This is a genomic window from Nakamurella endophytica, assembly GCF_014646215.1.
GTDB classification, from domain to species: Bacteria; Actinomycetota; Actinomycetes; order Mycobacteriales; family Nakamurellaceae; genus Nakamurella; species Nakamurella endophytica.
Map to the genome: position 1 here is coordinate 621,642 of NZ_BMNA01000001.1, position 15,608 is coordinate 637,249.

Genomic DNA, 15,608 nt, shown 5'->3' on the forward strand with positions numbered 1-15,608 from the left:
GGCCGGCGGTCACCGGGTCGCACGTCTCCGGCGGACACGGAGCGCTGCCGGCGGTCCGGCGGGTCAGGCGTCGAGCTCGTCCGCCACGGCCCGCAGCACCTGGGCCATCCGCGAGCCCATCGCCCGGTCCGGGTAGCGGCCGCGCCGCAGGTCGGGCAGCGCCTTGGACTCCAGCAGCTTGATCATGTCGTCCACCAGGCCGTGCAGCTCCTCCGCGGGGCGCCGGGTCGCGGCGACCACCGACGGCGGGGCCTCCAGCACCGTCACCCGCAGCGCCTGCGGACCCCGGCGGCCGTCGGCCAGCCCGAACTCCACCTTCTGCCCAGGCTTCAGCGCGGTCATCCCCGACGGCAGCGCCGAGGATCGCACGTGGACGTCCTCGCCGCCCTCCTGGGCGATGAAGCCGAAACCCTTGTCCGCGTCGAACCACTTGACCTTGCCCGTGGGCACGTGACTCACCATCTCTCGCTGCATGCCCGGTCTCCGGTCGCGGCACGGCCGGCGACCGGGGATCGGCATCTGTGGGAACTCCAGGACCCGGACGGGTCCGGCTGGCGTCCCCGGCCGACGGGCCGGGGACGCTCGACCGTCCAGCCTACTGACCGCCGGCAGGTGCCCGCACCGGCCGGGGCCGCCGATATCCTGGGCCGGTGACGACCTCGCCCGACGACCGGCCGGCCCGACCGACCGGCGGGCCCGGCACGGTGCGCCGGCCGGCGGACCGCCGCCGGTCGTCGGCCGCGGCGCGGGTGGGGATGCTGGTGTTCGCGGTCGGCGTGCTGGCCATCGTCGCCGACGTGGTGCTGTTCGCCACCGGCTCGCGCAACCTGCCGCTCTGGCTCAACCTGGTCGCCATGCTCGCCCCGGTGGGCCTGGCGATCGGGCTGGTCGGGGTGTACCTGGAGAACCGCGGCGCCGCAGCGCGCCGGGCCGCCGGCCGCGCCGGCTGAGCGGGACCGAGCAGCACCGGGCAGCCCCCGCCGGCGCAACGGCCTCACCGACCGCAGGGGCGCCCGGATCAGGCCGGCCCGGTGCAGGTGTGCTCAGTGCACCGTGGCGTGCAGGTACGTGTCGAGCCAGGCCGGGAACTGCCGCAGGTCGTCGAGCACCACGTCGGCGCCGGCCGCCTCCAGGTCCTCGCGGCTGATCGGTCCGGTGGCCACCGCCACGGCCAGGGCGTCCGCGGCGCGGGCCCCGGCGATGTCGCCCAGGTGGTCGCCGACGAACACCTCGGCGTGCTCCTGCGCCAGCGCGACCGCCTTGGCCGCGCTCCACAGGTCGCCGGCCACCGCCGCCACCGGCATGCCCAGGGCCTCGACGTGCGCCCGCGCCGTCGGTCCGTACTTGGCGGTGACCACCACGACCCGGCCGCCCCGCTCGGCGACCGAGCGGACGGCGTCCTGCGCCCCGGGCAGGGCGGTGGTGCAGGGCACCACGATCGCCGGGTAGAGCTCCCGGTACCGGCGGACCAGCCCGTCGACGGTCTCCGGCGCCAGGCCGTAGCGGGCGAATTCCTCGTGCAGCGGCGGGCCCAACCGGGTCACGAAGGCCTCGCCGTCCAGGGGCAGGCCGGTCTCGGCGGCCAGCGTCCGGAACAGCCGCACCATGCCCGGACGCGGGTCGATGAGCGTCATGTCCAGGTCGAAGCCGACGGTGAAAGTCACGTACCGAAGGGTAGGGGCGCCTCCGGACCCCTCCGGCCGTCCTGGCGTCCCCGGCCGGGATGGTGACCCAGACGTTATCGCCGCTGTGACACCTCTCACCGGGCCCGCGTTCCCGCGGGTGACGGAACGGACGAACGTCCCGGCCCTCGGCCCCGGCCACCTACCATCGCGCTCATGGTCGACCGGTGGCAGCCGTCGGGCGCGGATCCGTTCCGCACCGCGCGGATCGTCGCCCGCTGCCTGCTGGCCGCCGTGCTGGTCACCGTCGCGGTGATCGTCTGGACGCCCGGGCCGCCCGCCGCCGCCGGCCAGCACGACCTGGCGTCGTTCTTCGACCGGGCGCACCGCCACGGGCTGCCGCTGTGGATCGACTTCGGCCTCGTCGAGATGCTCTCCAACGTGGTGATGTTCCTGCCGCTCGGCCTGCTGGGCGCGCTGTCGCTGCGCCGGCACCAGTGGTTCGTGCTGCCGGTCGCCGTCCTCGCGTCCATGACGATCGAGGCGGTGCAGTTCCTGGCGCTGCCGAACCGGACGGCCAGCTGGCAGGACGTCGCGGCCAACTCGGCGGGTGCGCTGCTCGGGCTGCTGCTGGCCGCGCCCACGCTGGGCCGGCGCCGCCGCCGGGAACGCCGGCTGCTGCTCGGCGTCCGGTCCGCCGCCGATCGGGTGGTGGCCGGAGCCTCCACCGGCTGACCGGCAGGCCCTCAGTCCACGGCGCCGTCCGGTCCGACGGCCGTGGGTCGGGTGGATCAGGTCCAGCGGCCGAACGGGTCCGCGGTGCGGCCGACCAGGTCGGCGATGGAGTCCACCACCAGCGACGGCCGGAACGGGTACCGCTCGATGGTGTCCAGGTTCGAGATGCCGGTGAGGACCAGGATGGTGGACAGCCCGGCCTCGAGTCCGGCGATCACGTCGGTGTCCATCCGGTCGCCGATCATCAGCGTGGACTCCGAGTGCGCGCCGATGGCCCGCAGCGCCGACCGCATCATCAACGGGTTCGGCTTGCCGACGAAGTACGGCGTGCGGCCGGTGGCCCGCTCGATCAGCGCGGCGACCGCGCCGGCGGCCGGCAGCGACCCCTGCCGGCTCGGACCGGTGGCGTCCGGGTTCGTGGCGACGAACCGGGCGCCCCGGTCGATCAGCCGGATCGCGGTGGTGATGGCCTCGAACGAGTAGGTTCGCGTCTCGCCGAGCACCACGTAGTCCGGGTCGCGGTCGGTGAGCACGAAACCGGCCTCGTGCAGCGCCGTGGTGAGCCCGACCTCGCCGATGACGTAGGCGGTGCCGCCGGGCCGCTGGCTGTGCAGGAAACGCGCGGTGGCCAGCGCGGACGTCCAGATCCGGTCCTCGGGGATGTCCAGGCCGGTCGTCAGCAGCCGGGCCCGTAGGTCGCGCCGGGTGTAGATCGGGTTGTTGGTGACGACGACGAAGTTGCGCCCCGCCTCGGTCAGCTCCGCGATGAACCGGTCGGCGCCCGGGATGAGGTGCTCCTCGTGGACCAGCACGCCGTCCATGTCCATCAGGAACGACCAGCCGCCCGGTGGTGGCGGGATCGGGTCCCGGGCGTCGGCCGGCAGGGCCGATCCGGTCACACGGTGGTCGCCCGCTGCCGGGGGTGTCGAGACGCTCACCGGACCATCATCCCGTGCCCGTGGCGGGCCGGGCGCCGACCCCGCCGCGCCCGGCCCGGCGGGTCAGCCGATGGTGACCGCCACCACGCCGGCGGTGGTGCCGACGTAGGCCTTGTTGCCCGACAACGCCGGGGTGGTGAAGCGCAGCGTCGACGACCCCAGGTCGGCACTGCCCAGCACGGTCCCGGTGCGCGGGTTCAGCGCGTACAGCCGCGAGCCGCCGGTGGCGTACAGCGCGCCGGGTCCGGCGACGGGACTGCTGGTGATGCCGGTGGTGTTCCGCCACACCCGCCGGAAGGTGCCGGCGGAGGAGACCTCGACGCGCGAGACGCCGTCGGTGCACGGCATGTAGACCGTGGACCCGGTGACCGCCGAGACGCCGAACGCCCGGCACAGGCTGCCCTGGGAGACCTGGCCGCCGACGTGACCCAGCCGGTTCTGCCGCAGCACGTAGCCGGTACCGGACTTGCCGGCCTGCAGCACGAACCCGTTGCCGGTCAGCGCCGGGCTCATCGACCCGAGGTCGGCGTCGACCTCGTTGTCGTGGGCCCAGGTGGTCGGCGAGTAGTAGTCCAGCCGCTGCATCGACGGACTGAGCCGGGTGACCGAGTCGCTGTAGTCGTAGCTGGTGCGGGACTCGCCGTTGCCGACCGCGACGTAGACCGACCCGTCGGCGGCGACGACCGGGCCGCCCGGTGCCCAGATCCCCGCCTCCCGGGTGGTCGGCACCACGTAGGCGACACCGCCCAGCGCGCCGTTGGTCCGCAGCGAGATCACCGCGCCCTTGTAGTCGCCGCAGTCGCCGGCCAGCCCGCCGAAGGCGATGTAGACGTTGCCGTTGGCGGTGGCCAGCGCGGCCCGCTGCTGCTCGGCCCGCGGGTCGGTGCCGGGCACCTCCACGCGGCGGTTCATCGCCGTGCCCCCGTCGGACAGCCGCAGCCCCCAGATCTCGTGGTGCACGGTGCGGCCGGATCCGGAGCCGACCGGTGTCACCGTGACCACGAACACCCGGCCGGTGGCCGCGTCGTAGGCCGGGGTCCCGGTGATCCCACTGGGCCGGATGTTGCCCGGGCAGGCGAAGTAGCCGGTGTCGGTGACGGCCGTGCGCAGGTGGTGGCGCCAGCGGATCCGGCCGGTGCCGGCGTCCAGCGCGTAGACCGAGTTGTTCTCGGTGGCGACGACGACCGTGCTGCCGACCACGATCGGCGAGCCGTACACCGCGCCGTCGAGTGGGACACCGAAGGCCGTCCGCAGTCCCCGGTAGGTGGCGGCGGTCGGGTCGTAGCCGGTGCGACGGTTGTCGCCGTGGTTGGTGGGCCAGCCGGCCGCGGTGGTGGCGACGAGCGCGACCAGGACCAACGCGACGCTCCGTAGGAATCTCATGGACCCAGCGTGCGCCCCGCAGCGAGGGCCTGTCGAGAGCGCCGGGCGCGTCGCCGGTCAGCGCTGGTGCACCCGCACCTCGGTGGCCTTGACCGACAGCTCCACCGGCCGGCCCGGCGCCAGGTCGAGCTCGGCCACCGCGGCCGGCGTCACGTCCGCGGCGACCGCGTTCGGGCCGGCCGTCCACAGCCGGACCGCGGCGCCGACCGACTCCATCGCCGCCACCACCGCCGGCCAGCGGTTGCGCGCGCTGCCCTCGTCCGTCCGGACGTGCACGGCCACCGCCGACGGCGGGAACACCGCGCCGGCCTCGCCCGCCGCCACCGCGCCGACCGCGATCCCGGTCACCGTCCGGCCGGTCGTCGTGGTCAGCCGGACCAGCTCGCCGTCCCGGGCGGGGGCGTCGACGGTCCCGCGGATCAGGTCGACGCCGGCGAGCGCCGCACCGAACGCCGACCGGGGCATCGCCAGCACCTCGGCGGCCGGGCCGCTGTCCACCACCGCCCCGCGGTCCAGCACCAGCACCTGGTCGGCGAGCACCGCGGCGTCGAGCACGTCGTGGGTGACCAGCACGGCCGTCGTCCCGGCCGACCGCAGGTGGCCGCGCAGCACCTGGCGGACCTCGGGCGCGGTCCGGGCGTCCAGCGCCGCCAGGGGTTCGTCCAGCAGCAAGAGGTCGGGGCGAGCGGCGAGGGCGCGGGCCAGGGCGACGCGCTGCGCCTGGCCGCCGGACAGGCGCTGCGGGCGGCGCCCCGCCAGGTCCGCCAACCCCAGCCGGTCGAGCCAGTCGCGGGCGTCCCGTGCGGCGGTCCGCCGGTCGACGCCCTGCGCGCGCGGGCCGAAGGCTACGTTGTCGGCGGCGGACAGGTGCGGGAACAGCATCGGCCGCTGGCCGAGCAGCCCGACCCGGCGGCCCTCGACGGGGACGTGCACCTCGGGCGCGCCCGGGCTGCGCCGGGTCAAGAGCCGCTCGCCGAGCCGGATCTCGCCGGATGCGGGCCGCTCGAGGCCGGCGAGCACCTGCAGCACGGTCGACTTGCCGGCGCCGTTCGGCCCGACGACGGCGGCCACCGTGCCGGCCGGGACGTCCAGCTCGACCGCCACCTCGAACGCCGGGCGGTCGACTCGGATCCGGGCGGCCAGCGGCACCGTGCCGGCACTCATCCGGTCACCCCGCGCCAGGGCCGGACCAGCAGCAGCACGACCGCGGCGACCGCCATCAGCAGCAGCGACAACGCCACCGCGGCGTCCTGGTCGGCACCCCCGCCGTTGAAGGCGGTGTAGATGAGCAGCGGCATGGTGCGGGTGGTGCCGTCGTAGTTGCCGGCGAACAACGCGGTGGCGCCGAACTCGCCGAGGGCCCGGGCGAAGCAGAGCACCGTCCCGGACAGCAGCCCTGGCCCGACCAGTGGCAGCGTGACCCGCCGGAACACCGTCCAGCGGCCGGCCCCCAGGGTCGCGGCGACCCCTTCGTAGCCGGTGCCGGCGGTGCGCAGCGCGCCCTCCAGGGCGATGACCAGGAACGGCAGGGCCACGAAGGCCTCGGCCAGCACGACGGCCGCCGTGGTGAACGGGATCCGGACGCCCCAGGCGTCGAGCAGCACGCGGCCCAGCAGGCCGTTGCGGCCGAGCAGGTACAGCAGGGCGATGCCACCGACCATCGGCGGCAGCACCAGCGGCAGGGTGACCAGCGCGCGCAGCGCGCGCAGGGCGGGGCCGTCGCGGCGGGCGAGGACCAGGGCCAGCGGGACGCCGAGCAGCAGGCACAGCGCGGTCGCCGCCAGCCCGCAGCGCAGCGACAGCCAGAGCGCCCGCAGCGCCGGGCCCGAGGTGACGGCCCCCGGCAGCCGCGGCCAGTCGGCCCGCACCACCAGAGCGGCGAGCGGCGCGAGCAGGAACAGCACCGCCAGCACGGCCGGGACCCAGAGCGGCCGGGGCACCGCGCCGGGCGCCGCCGGCGACCGCGTGGTCATCCGCGGCGGTTCACGGTGCGCCGAAACCGGCGTCCGCGAGTACCTTCCGGCCGACCGGACCGGTGACCAGCGCGACGAACGTCGCGGCGGCGGCCGGGTTCCGGGCACCGGACAGCGCGGCGATCGGGTAGCGGTTCACCGCGGCGGACGCTTGCGGGACGTCCACCCCGGCGACCGCGCCGCCGGCGGCGAGGACATCGGTCCGGTAGACCAGCCCGGCGTCGGCGTCGCCGCTGCGGACCTTGGTGAGCACCGCGGTGACGTTCTGCTCCTCGCTGCGCGGCGTGATCCGCACCCCGGCGGCGGCCAGCACGGTGTGGGCGGCCGCGCCGCAGGGCACCTCGGGCGCGCACACGACGACGTCCAGCCCCGACCGGGCGAGATCCGGCAGGCCGGTGATCCGGTCGGGATTGCCCGGCGCCACCGCGATCTCGAGCGTGTTGGTGGCGAACTCGGTCGGATGGTCCCGCACCAGCCCGGCGTCCACGACCTCGGCCATGGTCGCGTCGTCCGCGGACGCGAAGACGTCGGCCGGTGCACCGTTCACCAGTTGGGTGGCCAGCGTGGACGACCCGTCGTAGCTGACGGGGACGACGTCCACGCCCGGGTGCTGGCGGCGGAACTCCGCGCGGAGCTGGTCGAAGGTCTTCTGCAGCGACGCGGCGGCGAACACGGTGAGCGTGCCGGACAGCGGCTGCGGTGCGGACGCCCCCGTGCCGGACGCCGACGTCCCGGTCGCAGGTGCGGTGACCGTGCGGCCGCCCCCCGTGCCGGTGGTGTCGGTGGACGTGGCGGCGCGGGCGGACGTGGCCCCGTCGGGGGATCCCGCGGATCCGCAGCCGGCCAGCACGCCCAGCAGCAGCACCGGCAGCAGCAGTAGCGCCGGCAGGTCCGGCCGCCTCGCGGGCAGCTGTGTCCTGCCCGCCCGCCGCGTGGGACGGCGGGTGGGACGGTGGGCGGGACAGCGGCCGGGACGCCGGGCGGGGGTCACGGCTGGTTCCGCGGGGTCTCGACGATGACGGTGGTGGCCTTGACGACGGCGACGGCCAGCGACCCGACCTCGAGACCCAGCTCGGCCACCGCCTCGGCGCTCATCAGGGACACCACGCGGTGCGGCCCGCACTGCATCTCGACCTGCGCCATCACCCGGTCCGCGGTGACGGCGGTGACCAGGCCGACGAAGCGGTTGCGCGCCGACCGGTCGACGCCCGACGGATCGGCGACCGCCAGCGCCTGCCGGCGCGCGAACCCGGCGAGCTCGGCACCGTCGACGACCAGCCGGCCGGCACCGTCGCGGCCGGCGGCGAGCGCCCCGCCGTCCACCCAGCGGCGCACGGTGTCGTCGCTGACCCCGAGCAGGGCGGCCGCCTGCCCGATCCGGAAGTCCGTCACGGACGGCACTCTAGCGCCGCATCCGCGGCCGTTGTGCCCTTCCACCTCCGCATCTGCGGAGCAGAGCCGAACACGTCCCGCGACAGTCGAGCCTCTTGCCTCCGCATCTGCGGCGCGGAGCCGATCACGTCCCGGCGGCTGCCGACCCGGCCGGCGACCGGCGCACCGGCCGGACTAGCGTCGCGCCATGACGATGAGGTTCGGGATGTTCGTCCCGCAGGGCTGGAAGCTGGACCTGGCCGGCATCGAGCCGGCGCGCCACTGGGAGACCATAGCGGGGCTGGCCGCCCACGCCGACGCCGGCCCGTGGGAGTCGATCTGGGTCTACGACCACTTCCACACCGTCCCGGTCCCGACCGAGGACGCCACCCACGAGGCGTGGACCCTGATGGCCGCGTTCGCCGCGGCGACCCGGCGCGTCCGGCTCGGGCAGATGTGCACCTGCATGGCGTACCGGAACCCGGCCTACCTGGCCAAGGTGGCGGCCACCGTCGACGTGGTCTCCGGTGGCCGGACCGAGATGGGCATCGGCGCCGGGTGGTACGAGCACGAGTGGCGGGCCTACGGGTACGGGTTCCCGCCGGCCCGGGAGCGGCTGCGGGCGCTCGACGAGGGCGTGCAGATCATGAGCCAGGCCTGGCGGACCGGGACCGCGACGCTGGACGGCGAGATCTACCAGGTCGACGGCGCGATCGTGCGGCCGCTGCCGCTGCAGGCCGGCGGCATCCCGCTCTGGATCGCCGGCGGCGGCGAGAAGGTGACCCTGCGGATCGCCGCCCGGTACGCGCAGTACACCAACTTCGACGGCACGCCCGACGGGTTCTCGCGCAAGTCCGAGGTGCTGGCCCAGCACTGCTCCGAACTGGGCCGCGACTTCGGCGAGATCGTCCGCTCGACCAACTACTCGGTGGTCATCGGGCGCGACGAGGCCGAGGTCCGCGAGCGCCGGGCGTGGATCGCCGAGCACTACCGCACCGCCGGTGGCGATGCGGTGGCCGAGCAGGTGGCCGCCGAGTACGCGGAGGGCGCGGCCATCGGCACGCCCGAGCAGATCGTCGACCGGCTCCGCAGCATGCAGGACCTCGGCATGACGTACGCGATCCTGTACTTCCCGGAGGCCGCCTACGACACCTCGGGGATCGAGCTGTTCGAGCGGGAGGTCATCCCGGCGCTGAGCTAGGGACGGCGCTGCCCGGGGCTACGGTGGACATGTCAACGACGCGTTTCCCCGGAGGCCTGCATGCCCGACTGGAACGAGACCATCATCGCCGAGTTCCGCGCCAACGGCGGACGGGTCGGCGGCACCTTCGAGGGCGCCCCGCTGCTCATCCTGCACACCACGGGTGCCCGCACCGGCCAGGAGCGGCTCAGCCCGGTCATGTACCAGCAGGTCGGCGACCGGTGGGCGGTGTTCGCGTCCAAGGCCGGCGCCGACACGAACCCGGACTGGTACCACAACCTGCTCGCCGACCCTCGGGCCACGGTGGAGATCGGCACCGACACGGTGCCGGTCCGGGCCTCGGTCGCGCAGGGCGAGGAGCGGGCGGTGATCTGGGAGGAGCAGAAGCGCCGGTACCCCGGGTTCGCCGGCTACGAGCGCAAGACCTCCCGCACCATCCCCGTGGTGCTGCTCGAGCGGGTCTGACCGGATCCCTGCGGACGGTCGGCACCGTCCGGGGTGCCGGGGTGGTGGACGGGTCCGTCGCGGTGGGTCAGCGGTAGGCCGGTGCCGTTCCAGCGGCGGGCCACGATCTCGGCGGCGATGCTGACCGCGGTCTCCTCCGGGGTCCGCGCGCCCAGGTCCAGCCCGATCGGGCTGGACAGCCGCGCGAGCCTGTCCTCGGACACGCCCGCCTCGCGCAGCCGCTGCAGCCGGTCCAGGTGCGTGCGGCGCGACCCCATCGCCCCCACGAAGGCCACGTCCTGGGCCAGCGCGACGGCCAGCACCGGGACGTCGAACCGCGGCTCGTGGGTCAGCACGCACACCACCGTCCGCCCGTCCACCGCCCCCGCGGCCACCTGCCCCTGCAGGTACCGGTGCGGCCAGTCCACCACCACCTCGTCGGCATCGGGCAACCGCCGCGACGTGGCGAACAACGGCCGCGCATCACACACCGTCACCCGGTACCCCAGGAACCGGCCCACCCGGGCCAGCGCCGCCGCATGGTCGATCGCCCCGAACACCAGCATCCGCGGCGGCGGCGCGAACGAGGCCACGAACACCGACAGCCCCACACCCCGCCGCTGCCCCTGCGGCCCATAGGTCACCGTCGCCGTCCGCCCCGCCGCCAGCAACCCCCGCGCGTCGTCGGCCACCGCATCGTCCCGCCGCGCCGAGCCCAACGACCCCGACCGCCGATCCGGCCACACCACCAACTGCCGGCCCACCACCGCCCGGTCACCGGCCACCACCGTCGCCAACGCCACCGGCTCCCCCGCCGCCACCGACCCGGCGAACACCTCGAAATCCGGGAAACCGGCCGGCGAGAGCCGCCACCCCAACACGTCCAACACCCCACCGCAGGTCAACCCCACCGCAAAGGCATCGGAGTCGGAGATCCCGAACCGCTCCACCCGCGGCGCCGCCCCGGCACGAACCTCGTCCGCCAACCCGTGGGCAGCACCCTCCACACACCCACCGGACACCGACCCCACCGCCGACCCGTCCGGCCCCGCCACCAACACCGCACCCGGCTCCCGCGGCGCCGACCCCGCCACCGCCACCACCATCGCGACACCGACCGTCTCCCCCGCCCGCCACCACCGCAACAGGTCCGGCAACACCTCACGCACCGGCACCCACCTCCCGTCGCGGCCGGCAGCCGGCCGCTCTGCGAGCGCGGCTCCGTCGTGCGCCGCCAGTCTGCCCGCCCTGCCTGCGCCGACGCCGCGGGGCGTCCGGCCCGCAAGCGGGCGGGCGCGGGCCGATACCCTGGGGCCATGGCGGCCGTGGCACTGGGCATACCCGTCCGCGGCCCGCGGCCGGGGGCGCCGGTCGACCCGGGGACGCCCGCCTCAGCGCCGCCCGACACGTCCGGACGGCCGGACACCCCGCACCTGGTGGACCGGTACGGCCGGCGGGCACGCGACCTGCGGGTCAGCCTGACCGACCGGTGCAACCTGCGGTGCACCTACTGCATGCCGGCCGAGGGTCTGGAGTGGATGCCCGCCGACGACGTCCTGTCGGACGCCGAGCTGCTGCGCCTGGTGCGGGTCGCCGTCGAGCGGCTGGGCGTCACCGAGGTGCGCTTCACCGGCGGGGAACCGTTGCTGCGCAAGGGCATCGCCGAGCTGGTCCGGGGCACCGCGGCGCTGCGCCCGCGACCGGAGATCTCGCTGACGACCAACGGGATCGGCTTCGCGCGGCGGGCCGGCGAGCTGGCCGACGCCGGCCTGGACCGGGTGAACATCTCGCTGGACACGCTGCGCGACGACGTCTTCCGGTCGCTGACCCGGCGGCCGCGGCACCGCGACGTGCTGGCCGGCCTGGAGGCCGCCCGGGCGGCCGGGCTGCGGCCGGTGAAGATCAACGCGGTGCTGCTGCGGGGGATCAACGACGGCGAGGCCGCCGACCTGCTCGCCTTCGCCCTGGAGCACGGCTACCACCTGCGGTTCATCGAGCAGATGCCGCTGGACGCCGGGCACAGCTGGGACCGCGCCGAGATGGTGACGGCGGCGGAGATCCTGGACCGGTTGACCGAGCGGTTCACCCTGCTGCCGCACCCGGCGCCGCGGGCCGGCGCGCCGGCCGAGCTGTTCGACGTCGCCGGCTGGGCGGTCGACGGCGCTGCGGCGACGGTCGGCGTGGTCGGCTCCGTCACCCGCCCGTTCTGCGGGGACTGCGACCGGACCCGGCTCACGGCCGACGGCCAGGTGCGCAGCTGTTTGTTCTCCCGGACCGAGACCGACCTGCGGGCGCTGCTGCGCGGCGGGGCCGGCGACGACGAGCTGGCCGACGCCTGGCGCGGCGCGATGTGGGCCAAGCTGCCCGGCCACGGCATCGACGACCCGTCGTTCCTGCAACCCGACCGGCCGATGAGCGCCATCGGTGGCTGACGTCCCGGAGCGGCCGGGCACCGTCGGGGTGCTGGTGCGCTACTTCGCCGCGGCACGGGCCGCGGCCGGGACGTCGGAGGAACTCCTCGCGGTCGCCGCGCCGGCGGACCTGGCCGCGGTGCTGGCGGCGGCGGTCGACCGGCACGGCGCCGGCTTGGCGCGGGTGCTGGAGCGCTGCTCGTTCCTCCTGGACGAGGTGGCGGTGCACGGCCGGGACACGGCGGTGCCGGACGGCGCCGCGGTCGACGTCCTGCCGCCGTTCGCCGGCGGCTGACCCGGACACGGAAGGGAGCCGGGGCCGCGGCGGAGCCCTCGGTGGAGCGGCACGTCGGCGCCCTGTCGACAGCGGGCACGACTTTGCGTGTCCACCTGTGGAGCGGCCCGGCCGGGCGCTACCGTTCGGGTGACAGTACTGCGACCTCACCGCTGCTGCCGATGGCCGTGCGGTGCCCAGGAGGAACCCGTGAGCCACCCCACCGACGGCGACACCCCGCCGTCGTACCCGCCGCCGTCCGGGGCCGCCCCCGGCTATCCGCCGCCGGCGCCTCCCGGTCCCCCCGGAGGCTACGCCGCGCCGCCCCCCGGCTACGCGCCGCCCCCGCCGTCGTCCAACGCCCCCGGCGCGCCGGGTGCACCCGGCGGCGCGTACCCCCCGCCCGCCGGCTACCCGGCGGCGCAGGGCGGCTACCCGGCGCCCGGCGCGTACCCGCCGCCGCAGGGTGGCTACGCGCCTCCCGGCGGTTCGGGCAACTACCCCCGGCCGGCCACCGGTCCGGACTTCTCGAAGGTCGCCATCGGCGACTGGCTGATCCTCGGTGGCGGCCTGCTCTACCTGATCTTCAGCTTCTTCACCTGGCAGCTGCGGATCGACGTGGACAGCGACTTCTTCTACGCCTACCGCAACGGTTGGGGGTCGTTCTACATCATCGGCACGCTGCTCGTCCTGGCCGTGACGGTGGTCCGGGCGCTGCAGCTGTTCGTCCCGCAGGCCAACCTGCGCTCGGTCAAGCCGGAGTTCCTGGTCTACGGCGCCGTGCTCGGCGCGGCCGTGGTGCTGCTCTCGGTGATCGTGATCCTGGCCCAGAACGGGATCATGTACACCGGCGCCTGGCTGGCGCTGATCATGGCGCTGGTCGTCGCCTACGGCACCCTGCTCTCGGCGCAGCGGGCCGGCGCCCGGCTGCCCTTCAAGGTGCCCGGCCCGGCCTGACCGGCGCCCGCACCCGTGACGGCCGCGACCCCCACCGGGGTCGCGGCCGTCGGCGTCCTGGCACCCCTCCCCGGTGTCGCCCCTGCCGGCGGACCCGGGCACAGTGGGGAGCGCGGGTCGTCCTGCCGCCGACCCGGACCGCCCCACCCGGACGCCCGAGGAGGACACGAGACGTGAGCAACGACCCGAGAGACGTGGCCGCCACCTACTTCCGCGCCTGGCAGGCCCGCGACTTCGACACCCTGGCGTCGATCCTGCGGGACGGGGTGACCTTCCGCGGCCCGCTCGGCGCGGCCGACGGGGTGCAGGAGTGCCTGGCCGGGCTGCGCGGCATGGCCCAGGGCATCACCGAGATCCGGGTGCTGAAGATGTGGGTCGACGGTCCTGACGTGCTGACCTGGTACGACCTGCACACGGCGGGCGCGCCGCCGGCACCGACCGCGAACTGGATGCACGTCGAGGACGGCGGCATCGCACGGATCCGGGCGACCTTCGACCCGCGGGACCTGCTGGCATCCTGACGGGCGGCCGCCGCCCGGAACGTCCGGGACCGACCCGCGTTCCGCCCTGCCGACCCCCGCCCGGGACGTCACCGGCGGTCGGTCAGCCCGGGCCACCGGCGGTCACCCGGTCGAGCAGGCGCTCCAGCGAGAGCCGCTCGGCCAGGTTGCCGACCAGGTCCAGCGCCCGGCGCACCTCGGCGGCGGCGTCGTCCGCCCGGCCCAGCCGGCGCAGCAGTTCGGCCCGGACCGCGGGGACCACGTGGAACTCGCGCAGTTCCGGGGCGGCCGCCAGCCCGTCCACCAGGTCGAGGGCGGCCCGCGGGCCGTCCCGCATGCCCACGGCGACGGCCCGGTTCAGCGCCACCACCGGGGACGGCACCCGACCGAGCAGGACGTCGTAGAGCGCGACGATCTGCGGCCAGTCGGTCCGGGCGGCGTCCGGGGCCTCGGCGTGCACCGCGGCGATGGCGGCCTGCACGCCGTAGGGCCCGGGGCGTCCCCGCAGCGCCTCGACGACCAGCCGGCAGCCCTGCGCGATCCGGTCCCGGTCCCACCGGCTGCGGTCCTGTTCCGCCAGCGCGACCGGCACCCCGTCCGGATCGGTCCGCGCCGGCCGCCGGGCGTCGGTGAGCAGCAGCAGCGCGAGCAGCCCCGTCACCTCGGGCTCGCCCGGCAGCAGCCGGTGCAGGATCCGCGCCAGCCGGATGGCCTCCTCGACCAGGTCGGCGCGCACCAGCGCCGACCCCGACGACGCGGCGTAGCCCTCGGTGAAGACCAGGTACAGCGCACCGAGCACGCCGGGCAGGCGGTCCGGCAGCTCCGCCCGGGTCGGCACCCGGAACGGGATGCGCGCCTCGCGGATCTTGCGCTTGGCCCGGATGAGTCGCTGGGCCATCGTGGCCACCGGTACCAGGAAGGCCTGCGCGACCTCGGCGGTGGTCAGGCCGGCGAGGTAGCGCAGCGTCAGCGCGGTGTGCGCCTCGACCGGCAGGGCCGGGTGGCACAGGGTGAAGAACAGCTGCAGCCGCTCGTCGGGCACGGCGTCGTCCCCGGAGCCGACCACGTCGTCCGCCGGGCCTGCCCAGCCGCCCGCCCGGTGCCGCCCCTGGTCGGCCAGCAGCACGGCCAGGCGCTGCGCCTCGGACCGGTTGCGGCGCAACCGGTCCACGGCCCGCCGCCGGGCCGTGGTGACCAGCCAGGCCAGCGGTGCGTCCGGCACGCCGTCCCGCGGCCAGCGACTCAGCGCGGCCTCGACCGTCTCGACCGCCTCGGCCGCCACCTCCTCGGCCAGGTCCAGGTCACCGAACCGGGCCGCGAGGATCGGCAGCAACCGCTCGCGATCCTCGCGGAACACCCGCTCCACCGCGCCGGCGGCGGCCGCCTCCCGGTCCACCGTCAGAGCTGCAGCAGCGGGCGGACCTCGACCCGGCCGTACCGCGCACCCGGGCAGCGGGCCGCCCAGTCCATCGCCGCGTCCAGGTCCGGGACGTCGATCAGCACGAAACCGCCCAGGAACTCCCGGCTCTCGGCGAACGGGCCGTTGGCCACCAGCCGCCGGCCGTCCGCCCGCACCTGCACGGTGGTGGCCACGTCCTCCCCGGTCAGCGCGGCTCCGTCGACCCGAACCCCGGCATCGACCAGCGAACGCTCGTAGGCCTGGAACTCCTCGACCGTCGGCTCGGCACCGGCGCCCTCGGGCGGCCCGTCGTGGAACCCGAACACCAGCAGCATGTACTTCACGGCGCGCTCCTCTCGGCGGCGCCGTCCGGCGCCTCGACCCGATGACGCACCGACCC

General features: G+C 75.6%; 19 protein-coding genes. 8 read left to right on the plus strand and 11 right to left on the minus strand.

The window, feature by feature from the left end; genetic code table 11:
• Window positions 1-63: 63 nt before the first annotated feature.
• A complete protein-coding gene (locus IEY37_RS22735; protein ID WP_188939913.1) occupies window positions 64-450 on the minus strand; it encodes a cold-shock protein in 387 nt (128 codons plus the stop codon).
• Window positions 451-650: 200 nt separating this feature from the next.
• Between IEY37_RS22735 and IEY37_RS02700 the strand changes: the two genes are divergently transcribed.
• Entirely contained in the window at window positions 651-950 is a 300-nt protein-coding gene (locus IEY37_RS02700; RefSeq protein ID WP_229673642.1) for a hypothetical protein, read from the plus strand.
• Window positions 951-1,043: 93 nt separating this feature from the next.
• On the opposite strand, the gene IEY37_RS02705 is transcribed toward IEY37_RS02700, so the two are convergent.
• Window positions 1,044-1,664, minus strand: coding sequence for an HAD family hydrolase (locus tag IEY37_RS02705; RefSeq protein ID WP_188939914.1), 621 nt, complete (start codon window positions 1,662-1,664; stop codon window positions 1,044-1,046).
• A 174-nt stretch (window positions 1,665-1,838) separates the two neighbouring features.
• On the opposite strand from IEY37_RS02705, the gene IEY37_RS02710 reads away from it, so the two are divergent.
• Entirely contained in the window at window positions 1,839-2,357 is a 519-nt protein-coding gene (locus IEY37_RS02710; protein WP_188939915.1) for a VanZ family protein, read from the plus strand.
• Between the two features lie 56 nt (window positions 2,358-2,413).
• Here IEY37_RS02710 and IEY37_RS02715 read toward each other — a convergent pair whose 3' ends face one another.
• From IEY37_RS02715 to IEY37_RS02740, 6 genes are all read right to left on the minus strand, one after another.
• Window positions 2,414-3,178, minus strand: coding sequence for an HAD-IIA family hydrolase (locus IEY37_RS02715; RefSeq protein WP_188940180.1), 765 nt, complete (start codon window positions 3,176-3,178; stop codon window positions 2,414-2,416).
• A gap of 180 nt (window positions 3,179-3,358) precedes the next feature.
• Entirely contained in the window at window positions 3,359-4,678 is a 1,320-nt protein-coding gene (locus IEY37_RS02720) for an outer membrane protein assembly factor BamB family protein (protein ID WP_188939916.1), read from the minus strand.
• Between the two features lie 57 nt (window positions 4,679-4,735).
• Entirely contained in the window at window positions 4,736-5,842 is a 1,107-nt protein-coding gene (locus IEY37_RS02725) for a sulfate/molybdate ABC transporter ATP-binding protein (RefSeq protein ID WP_229673646.1), read from the minus strand.
• Complete coding sequence (locus tag IEY37_RS02730; protein ID WP_188939917.1) at window positions 5,839-6,651, minus strand: ABC transporter permease; 813 nt, start codon at window positions 6,649-6,651, stop codon at window positions 5,839-5,841. Before IEY37_RS02730 ends, IEY37_RS02725 begins: the two co-directional genes overlap by 4 nt.
• Before the next feature lie 10 nt (window positions 6,652-6,661).
• Window positions 6,662-7,516 (minus strand): molybdate ABC transporter substrate-binding protein, encoded by an 855-nt coding sequence (gene modA, locus IEY37_RS02735; protein WP_229673648.1) that lies wholly within the window; start codon window positions 7,514-7,516, stop codon window positions 6,662-6,664.
• 122 nt (window positions 7,517-7,638) lie between these two features.
• Entirely contained in the window at window positions 7,639-8,043 is a 405-nt protein-coding gene (locus tag IEY37_RS02740) for a TOBE domain-containing protein (protein ID WP_188939918.1), read from the minus strand.
• A 193-nt stretch (window positions 8,044-8,236) separates the two neighbouring features.
• Between IEY37_RS02740 and IEY37_RS02745 the strand changes: the two genes are divergently transcribed.
• Both IEY37_RS02745 and IEY37_RS02750 read left to right on the plus strand, forming a co-directional pair.
• Window positions 8,237-9,223 (plus strand): LLM class F420-dependent oxidoreductase, encoded by a 987-nt coding sequence (locus IEY37_RS02745; RefSeq protein WP_188940183.1) that lies wholly within the window; start codon window positions 8,237-8,239, stop codon window positions 9,221-9,223.
• Between the two features lie 60 nt (window positions 9,224-9,283).
• A complete protein-coding gene (locus tag IEY37_RS02750; protein WP_188939919.1) occupies window positions 9,284-9,688 on the plus strand; it encodes a nitroreductase family deazaflavin-dependent oxidoreductase in 405 nt (134 codons plus the stop codon).
• Here IEY37_RS02750 and IEY37_RS02755 read toward each other — a convergent pair.
• Window positions 9,634-10,836 carry an XdhC family protein gene (locus IEY37_RS02755; RefSeq protein WP_188939920.1) on the minus strand — a complete coding sequence of 401 codons (1,203 nt, stop codon included), beginning with the start codon at window positions 10,834-10,836 and terminating at the stop codon, window positions 9,634-9,636. The genes IEY37_RS02750 and IEY37_RS02755 overlap by 55 nt on opposite strands.
• Window positions 10,837-10,983: 147 nt before the next feature.
• Between IEY37_RS02755 and moaA the strand changes: the two genes are divergently transcribed.
• From moaA to IEY37_RS02775, 4 genes are all read left to right on the plus strand, one after another.
• Complete coding sequence (gene moaA / locus IEY37_RS02760; RefSeq protein WP_188939921.1) at window positions 10,984-12,099, plus strand: GTP 3',8-cyclase MoaA; 1,116 nt, start codon at window positions 10,984-10,986, stop codon at window positions 12,097-12,099.
• Window positions 12,092-12,373 (plus strand): MoaD/ThiS family protein, encoded by a 282-nt coding sequence (locus tag IEY37_RS02765; RefSeq protein ID WP_188939922.1) that lies wholly within the window; start codon window positions 12,092-12,094, stop codon window positions 12,371-12,373. Before moaA ends, IEY37_RS02765 begins: the two co-directional genes overlap by 8 nt.
• A gap of 189 nt (window positions 12,374-12,562) precedes the next feature.
• Entirely contained in the window at window positions 12,563-13,309 is a 747-nt protein-coding gene (locus IEY37_RS02770) for a hypothetical protein (RefSeq protein WP_188939923.1), read from the plus strand.
• Window positions 13,310-13,482: 173 nt separating this feature from the next.
• Window positions 13,483-13,830 (plus strand): nuclear transport factor 2 family protein, encoded by a 348-nt coding sequence (locus tag IEY37_RS02775; protein ID WP_188939924.1) that lies wholly within the window; start codon window positions 13,483-13,485, stop codon window positions 13,828-13,830.
• 82 nt (window positions 13,831-13,912) lie between these two features.
• Here the strand turns inward: IEY37_RS02775 and IEY37_RS02780 are convergent, their stop codons facing one another.
• Both IEY37_RS02780 and IEY37_RS02785 read right to left on the minus strand, forming a co-directional pair.
• Window positions 13,913-15,205 carry an RNA polymerase sigma factor gene (locus IEY37_RS02780; protein ID WP_229673652.1) on the minus strand — a complete coding sequence of 431 codons (1,293 nt, stop codon included), beginning with the start codon at window positions 15,203-15,205 and terminating at the stop codon, window positions 13,913-13,915.
• A 2-nt stretch (window positions 15,206-15,207) separates the two neighbouring features.
• Window positions 15,208-15,552: a YciI family protein gene (locus tag IEY37_RS02785; protein WP_188940185.1), complete on the minus strand. Its 345-nt coding sequence runs from the start codon at window positions 15,550-15,552 to the stop codon at window positions 15,208-15,210.
• Between the last annotated feature and the right edge of the window lie 56 nt (window positions 15,553-15,608).

Excerpts from the sequence above, each read along its gene's own strand:
- IEY37_RS02710 (WP_188939915.1), top strand. The coding sequence starts at position 1,839 with ATGGTCGACCGGTGGCAGCCGTCGGGCGCGGATCCGTTCCGCACCGCG.
- IEY37_RS02715 (WP_188940180.1), bottom strand. The coding sequence starts at position 3,178 with ATGGACGGCGTGCTGGTCCACGAGGAGCACCTCATCCCGGGCGCCGAC.
- IEY37_RS02720 (WP_188939916.1), bottom strand. The coding sequence starts at position 4,678 with ATGAGATTCCTACGGAGCGTCGCGTTGGTCCTGGTCGCGCTCGTCGCC.
- IEY37_RS02725 (WP_229673646.1), bottom strand. The coding sequence starts at position 5,842 with ATGAGTGCCGGCACGGTGCCGCTGGCCGCCCGGATCCGAGTCGACCGC.
- IEY37_RS02730 (WP_188939917.1), bottom strand. The coding sequence starts at position 6,651 with ATGACCACGCGGTCGCCGGCGGCGCCCGGCGCGGTGCCCCGGCCGCTC.
- IEY37_RS02745 (WP_188940183.1), top strand. The coding sequence starts at position 8,237 with ATGAGGTTCGGGATGTTCGTCCCGCAGGGCTGGAAGCTGGACCTGGCC.
- IEY37_RS02750 (WP_188939919.1), top strand. The coding sequence starts at position 9,284 with ATGCCCGACTGGAACGAGACCATCATCGCCGAGTTCCGCGCCAACGGC.
- moaA (WP_188939921.1), top strand. The coding sequence starts at position 10,984 with ATGGCGGCCGTGGCACTGGGCATACCCGTCCGCGGCCCGCGGCCGGGG.